We start from the raw sequence: 6366 nt of genomic DNA, 5'->3' as shown, positions 1-6366 counted from the left end.
TTGATGCTGGTGGTGGCTTCCTTGACCTGGAGGAAACGGTTCCGCTTGGGTGTGATCCTGCCCGCCAGGATGTCCTCCGCCTTACGGATCTGCTCATCGATGCCCCTGACAGCGCGGCGGGCCCGGCTGCTGCGGTACTGGTAGTAGATCATCTCCGGACTCTGGGATGTCTTGGGGCCGCGGGCCCAGCGTTGTTCAAGGACCAGGTGATCCTCAGGCTCCTGCCCGGGATGTTCAGCAAGCCAGCGTTGGATCACCACAGGAACCTGCGGGATCTTCTGGCCGACGATGTGACGCAGCCCAGCGGCTGCCAGGGCCTCGTGTTGCCGTCGACGAGAATCTCCCTCCGTCGTGGGCCTCAGGTCTACGTGAATCCGGCTATGATGCACGTAGCGTCGCCGAAATGGACCTTCGTGGTACACCTGACGCCCAGCTCAACCAGCTGGCAAATCAACTATACGCAAGAGTCGGTACTAGCGATTTTGGCCACGATCTTGCTGGAGGCTTCGGCTCCAACGCCGTCGTCATCGACTTTCGAATAAGGTCACTGAGTTCAGTTCTCCGCATCCTAGAAGGGGGTTAGATGGAGAAAGAAAACGCGATCCATCAACGCTGGATGGCGAAGAAGAACCGCGCCAGTGATGACGCTGCACACTCGGATTGTTGGGCGTGGGAGCAGTGTGGCGGTTGCCATTTCTGGATTCCGCTGGCGGGCTCTTTGGGAGCGGATTGGGGGGTGTGCGCGAATCCCGCTTCACACTTCGACCAGCAAGCAATGTATGAGCACGATGGTTGCGAGGCATTCACCGAGGACCCTCAAGGGTGGCGCACTCCAGAAAGATTCTCGATCCCGGAGGAGGACTGAAGCGCCCCAGGTTTCGTGCCGGTCCTTTCTGGGGTGGAAGGTTGGCATCATGCTGAAGAAGATTGATCCTGCGGTGAAGGCTCGTGCGCTGCGGTTGGTGAAGGAGCATCGGGGCCAGTACTCGTCGTTGACGGTGGTGTGCCAGGTGGTGGCCCGGCAGAAACGGATCGGGGCTGAGACGTGGCGTCGGTGGGTGCAGCAGGCTGAGATCGATGAGGGGTCCAGGGAGGGGGCACCAGCCAGGAGCTGGAGCAGATCCGCAAGCTGAAGGTCGAGAACGCCCGGTTGCGTGAGGGCGTGGCGATCCTGAGGGTGGCCACGGTTTTCTTCGCGGGGGAGTTCGACGCCCGCATCGTTGATCGTCGCGTTCGTTGACGAGATGCGTCAGCAGGGGTTCACGGTCGAATCCGTGTGTCGGGTCCTGCGGGAGCAGGGCTGTCAGATCGCTGCGCGAACCTACCGGGCCTGGAGGACCAGGCCTGTCTCGGCCAGGGTACTTCAGACCGATCACGAACCGCCGTTCTGCTTCCGTAAGGCCGCGTATGAAACGTTTCAGTCGAAGCAAACCGGCGATTCATGCTCACCTGCAGTGCCTCGTGCCTCCGCCCGCGCACCCTCTAAGCTGCTGCCGTGAGCCAGTTCGAGTCGCTCGGCCTGCCCCTGGTGTACGCGGGCAAGGTCCGGGAAATGTACGCCCTGCCCGACGGTGACGTCCTCATGGTCGCCACGGATGCGATCTCCGCTTTCGACCACATCCTGCCCACCCCCATCCCGGACAAGGGGGCCGTGCTCACCCAGCTGTCCCTGTGGTGGTTCGAGCAACTCGCCGACCTCGTCCCCAACCACGTCGTCTCGGCCGAGGTGCCGGAGTCCGTGGCTGGGCGGGCCATCGTCGTCGAGCAGCTCGCCATGGTTCCGGTGGAGTGCGTGGCGCGGGGCTACCTGACCGGGTCCGGCTGGGCCGAGTACCAGCGGTCGGGGACGGTGTGCGGGATCCCGCTGCCCGCGGGACTCCGCGACGGCGACCGCCTGCCGGAGCCGATCTTCACCCCCGCCATCAAGGCAGCCGTCGGGGAGCACGACGAGAACGTCGACCACGCCACCGTCGCGCGGCTGCACGGCGAGGACCTGGCCGCCCAGCTGCGTGACGTGACGCTGGCCGTCTACTCGCGGGCCGAGCGGATCGCCGCCGAGCGGGGCATCATCCTGGCCGACACGAAGTTCGAGTTCGGGCACCGTGCCGACGGCACCCTCGTGCTGGCCGACGAGGTGCTGACCCCGGATTCGTCACGGTTCTGGGACGCCGAGCTGTGGGCGCCGGGGGAGTCCCTGCCGAGCTTCGACAAGCAGTTCGTCCGCGACTGGCTGGCCCACGACTCGGGCTGGGACCGGGTCTCGCCGCCGCCGCAGCTGCCCACCGACATCGTCGAGGCGACCCGCGCCCGTTACGTCGAGGCCTTCCAACGCCTCACCGGGAAACCGTTCCCCGGCTGACCGGCTCCTTGGCGACGAACACCCACGCCTCCTCGCCCGAGGCCAGCTTCACCCACACCTTCTCGAACAGCGGGTGGTTGACCTCCTCGATGGCCGCCAGCTCCGATTCGCCGATCTCGTAGCGCATGCCCGCGATGAGGTCGTCCTCATTCCCGGGGACGGCCGCCGGTTGCCGGTCCACCCCCAGCGTCCCGACCGAGGGATCCGGGACGTCGATGAGGGTCAGCCGGTACCCGGGCAGGGAGTCGAGGTGGCCGCTCAGCCGACGTCCGTAGACCTCCTTGTGGACGTGGTCCTGGGTGAACACGCCGTAGGAGAACACCTGGGTGGTGAACGAGCGGGTGAGGGCTCGGCCGGGGACCTCGATGTGGGAGCACATGAGGTCGATGGCCGACGGCAGGTCGACGGCGTGCTGGGACTCGGTGATCGCTCCCGTCGCGACGGCGGTGGCGAGCTGCTGCGGGGAGAGCCCCTCCACCACCACATCGATGTCACGACGCGCGAGGGTGCGGACCGCCTCGCGCAGCGCCTCCGCACCCGAGGCATCCATCACATGCATCCGGTGGGCGCGGATGATGACCCCCTGTGCATCGGGGGCCGAGCACACGGTGTCGATGAAGCGGCGGGCGTCGGCGTAGAACAGCGCCCCGTCGATCCGGTAGACCGCCACCGTGTCGTGGAGCTCGTGGCTGGGGAAGTCCACCAGTCCCGTCGGGGTGTGGACCGGCAGGTGCTCCCGCCGCACCGAGGAGGTCGCCGCCATGTGCCTGAGGCTCATGATGGCGGCCATCGCGACGCCGAGGAGTACCGCCACGATGAGGTCGAGCACGATCGTCGTCGCCGCGGTGGCGAGGAAGGTGAACCGATCCGCGCGGGTGGTGCGCCAGATCCGACCGGCGATGCGGAAGTTCATCATCCGCGACGCCGTGAGGATGAGCACGCCCGCCAACGCCGACAACGGCACCTCGGCCACCACTGGCCCCAGCGCCACGATCACCACCACGAGGACCAGGGCGTGGGTGATCGCGGACACGCGGGTCCTGCCGCCGCTGCGGACGTTGACGGCGGTGCGGGCGATCGCCCCCGTTGCGGGCAGGCCGCCGAACAGGCCGGAGCCGATGTTCGCGATGCCCTGCCCCAGCAGTTCCCGGTCCGCGTTGGTGCGGGGCGCATCCGTGACCAGCCCGTCGGCCACCCGGGCGCTGAGCAGCGACTCCAGGGCGGCGAGGGCCGCGATCGCCAGGGCTGGGGCCGCCAGCTGCATGAGCAAGGACAGGGACATCGCCGGGAGGGCCGGGGCGGGCAGGCCGCTGGGCAGCTGACCGATGGTCGCCACCGGGAGGCGGGCCGCGAAGGCCACGGCCGTCGCGACGATGATGGCGAGCAGCGACGCGGGCAGCCGCGGCCACAGCCGTTGCACGATGAGCTGGACCGCGATCACCAGTGCGACGATGCCGAGCGGGGCGACCGCCCTGGACCAGTCGGTGTGGGTGATGGCCTGCCATGTGGACAACAGCGTCGATTCCGACTCGCCCTTGACGGTGTCGAGGGCCAGCGGCACCTGCTGCACCGCCACGATCACCCCGATCCCGAAGGTGAAGCCCTCGACCACCGGCCACGGGATGAGATCGACCACCCGTCCCAGCCCCGTGATCGCCATGACGACGAGCATCACCCCCGCCATGATCGCCAGCAGTGGCACCGTCAGCAGGCCGTACTGGGCGATGACCGGCAGCAGCACCACCGTCATCGCTCCCGTCGGTCCGGAGACCTGCAGGTGGGAGCCCCCGAAGACCGCCGCGAGGATGCCGGCGACGATGGCCGTCACCAGGCCGGCGGCTGCCCCGGCACCGGAGGCGACACCGAAGCCGAGAGCCAGGGGTAGTGCGACGATGCCCACGGTCAGCCCGGCGATGAGTTCCCTGGGCCATCGACTCCTCAGGCCCCGGTAGTCCTCCGAGGTGGGGACGAGACGTCGCCAAGGGGTCAGGGGAACAGACATTCGGGCGATCCGCACGGCCGGGATTGTACGTGAGTCGCCTCGCGCGAGCCTCCCGGAAACCCGCGGTCCGCCCGATAGGCTGGGCCCATGCCACGTGTCGTAGTCAACGTCATGCCGAAGCCGGAGATCCTCGACCCCCAGGGCAAGGCCGTCACGGGGGCCCTGAAGCGTCTCGGCTTCGAGGGCATGACGGTGCGCCAGGGGAAGCGCTTCGAGATCGAGGTGGAGGGCGAGGTGACCCCCGAGGTGCTCCAGCAGGTCACCTCCGCTGCCGAGAAGCTGCTGGCGAACACGGTCATCGAGACCTTCGAGGTGGTGGAGGGCTGATGACCCGCATCGGTGTCGTCACGTTCCCGGGGTCGCTCGACGACCACGACGCACTGCGCGCCGCGCGGCTCAGCGGCGCCGAGGCCGTCCCGCTGTGGCACGGTTCCGACTCCATCGACGGCGTGGACGCCATCATCCTGCCCGGTGGTTTCTCCTACGGCGACTACCTGCGCTGCGGGGCCATCGCCCGGTTCAGCCCGATCATGGACACCGTCATCGACGCGGCCGCCAAGGGCATGCCGGTGCTCGGGATCTGCAACGGCTTCCAGCTGCTGTGCGAGGCGCACCTGCTGGAGGGGGCCATGATCCGCAACGTCGACCAGCACTTCATCTGCCGTGACCAGCGGCTCCGGGTGGAGACCGTCGACACGACCTGGACCTGTGCCTTCAGCAAGGGTCAGGAGATCGTCATCGCCCTGAAGAACGGGGAGGGCAACTACCAGGCCGCGCCGGAGACGCTGAGGAAACTCGAGGACAACGACCAGGTGGTGTTCCGCTACCTCGACAACCCGAACGGTTCGGCGAACGACATCGCCGGCATCACCAACGAGCGGGGCAACGTCGTCGGGCTGATGCCGCATCCGGAGCACAACGTCGAGGCCCTCACCGGGGCGTCGCTGGACGGGACGCTGTTCTTCCAGTCCGCCATCCAGTTCCTGGCCCAGACGGTCTGACCCGGTGACGCGCCGCCAGGGCATCCGGGAACTCTACGAGACCTTCGCGCGGGAGACGGCCCCGACCTCCCCGCTGTGGGAGCGGGTGTGCCTGTGGGTGACCCGGAGCCCCAGGATCTGCACGGTGCTGGAGCGGCTTCCCGAGGACAAGCAGCAGCCCAACCTCTTCCTCGCGGCGCTGAAGTACCTCGGGCTGCACGGCACATTCGACGATGGGGACGACTGGTACTTCGAGGCCGTCGTCGAGGACCGGTGGGAGGAGATCCGGCAGCTCATCCTGACCCGATGCACCCAGACCAATGAGGCGGGGCGGTGCACGGTGCTCGCGCCGATCCTGGCGAGCCTGCCGCAGCCCGTCCATCTGGTGGAACTCGGCGCCTCCGCAGGCTTGACCCTCCAGCCCGACCGGTACCACTACGACCTCGGCGACGGTGTGGTACCCGGCAGCCGCGCCGACGAGGGCGCGCCCGTGCTGGCCACCACGATGACCGGTCTGGCCCCGGCCTCCCCGGAACGCCTGGTCATCGGGGAGCGCCTCGGGGTCGATGCCCGTCCTGTCCACCTCGGCAAGGATGACCTCGCCTGGCTGCGGGCCCTGGTGTGGCCGGGGGAGGAGGACCGCGAGGAGCAGCTGGTGCTGGCCGCTGGGGTGCAGCGGCAGCACCCGGCGCGGATCCTGCAGGGTGTGCTGCCGGAGGCCTTCGTCTGGCTGGATCGCGAGATCCGGGCGTGGGCGGAGCTGCCGGGAAGCGTCGTGGTGATGCACTCGGCCTTCGCGATGTACCTGGATCGCGCCCAGCGGATGGAGTTGACGCGACACCTCGCCGATCTCGGGGTCCATCACCTCAGCTTCGAGGGACCCCGCATCATGCCCGGGATCTCCGCGCCCCGGCCGTCGCGTCCGCACTTCGTGGCGGCCCTCGACGGGCGGGCGCTCGCCGTCGCCTCACCTCACGGTCGGTGGGTGGACTGGCTCTGACAGGGCGCTGACCGGAGTGGCCGGG

The 6366-nt window shown here is 68.2% G+C and carries 7 protein-coding genes and 1 pseudogene; 7 read left to right on the top strand and 1 reads right to left on the bottom strand.

What is annotated here, in order from left to right:
- Positions 1-166: 166 nt before the first annotated feature.
- The 4 genes and pseudogenes from EII35_RS16770 to EII35_RS15105 all read left to right on the top strand — a co-directional run.
- Positions 167-583, top strand: coding sequence for a DUF5615 family PIN-like protein (locus tag EII35_RS16770; RefSeq protein WP_185744388.1), 417 nt, complete (start codon positions 167-169; stop codon positions 581-583).
- The gene (locus EII35_RS15115; protein ID WP_125229293.1) at positions 584-865 is read left to right on the top strand and encodes a DUF3027 domain-containing protein; all 282 of its coding nucleotides are present in this window, start codon (positions 584-586) and stop codon (positions 863-865) included.
- Positions 866-914: 49 nt separating this feature from the next.
- Positions 915-1133: a hypothetical protein gene (locus EII35_RS15110; RefSeq protein ID WP_125229292.1), complete on the top strand. Its 219-nt coding sequence runs from the start codon at positions 915-917 to the stop codon at positions 1131-1133.
- A 362-nt stretch (positions 1134-1495) separates the two neighbouring features.
- Positions 1496-2341, top strand: a pseudogene (locus EII35_RS15105) (phosphoribosylaminoimidazolesuccinocarboxamide synthase); the annotation flags it as partial.
- Here EII35_RS15105 and EII35_RS15100 read toward each other — a convergent pair.
- A complete protein-coding gene (locus EII35_RS15100) occupies positions 2334-4361 on the bottom strand; it encodes a SulP family inorganic anion transporter (RefSeq protein WP_125229294.1) in 2028 nt (675 codons plus the stop codon). The pseudogene EII35_RS15105 and the gene EII35_RS15100 sit on opposite strands and share 8 nt — an antisense overlap.
- 87 nt (positions 4362-4448) lie before the next feature.
- Between EII35_RS15100 and purS the strand changes: the two genes are divergently transcribed.
- Genes purS through EII35_RS15085 form a run of 3 tightly spaced genes read left to right on the top strand, consistent with a single transcriptional unit; the run spans position 4449 to position 6341 of the window.
- Entirely contained in the window at positions 4449-4688 is a 240-nt protein-coding gene (gene purS, locus EII35_RS15095; protein ID WP_125229290.1) for a phosphoribosylformylglycinamidine synthase subunit PurS, read from the top strand.
- Positions 4688-5362 carry a phosphoribosylformylglycinamidine synthase subunit PurQ gene (gene purQ / locus EII35_RS15090; RefSeq protein WP_125229289.1) on the top strand — a complete coding sequence of 225 codons (675 nt, stop codon included), beginning with the start codon at positions 4688-4690 and terminating at the stop codon, positions 5360-5362. The genes purS and purQ overlap by 1 nt, the downstream gene beginning before the upstream one ends.
- Positions 5363-5366: 4 nt before the next feature.
- Positions 5367-6341 carry a DUF2332 domain-containing protein gene (locus tag EII35_RS15085; RefSeq protein ID WP_185744387.1) on the top strand — a complete coding sequence of 325 codons (975 nt, stop codon included), beginning with the start codon at positions 5367-5369 and terminating at the stop codon, positions 6339-6341.
- The last annotated feature ends 25 nt before the right edge of the window (positions 6342-6366 follow it).

Source organism: Arachnia propionica, from assembly GCF_003932785.1.
Lineage (GTDB): Bacteria > Actinomycetota > Actinomycetes > Propionibacteriales > Propionibacteriaceae > Arachnia > Arachnia propionica_B.
Note: the sequence above shows the minus strand (reverse complement) of the source record. Positions and strands in the feature narration are given on the sequence as shown.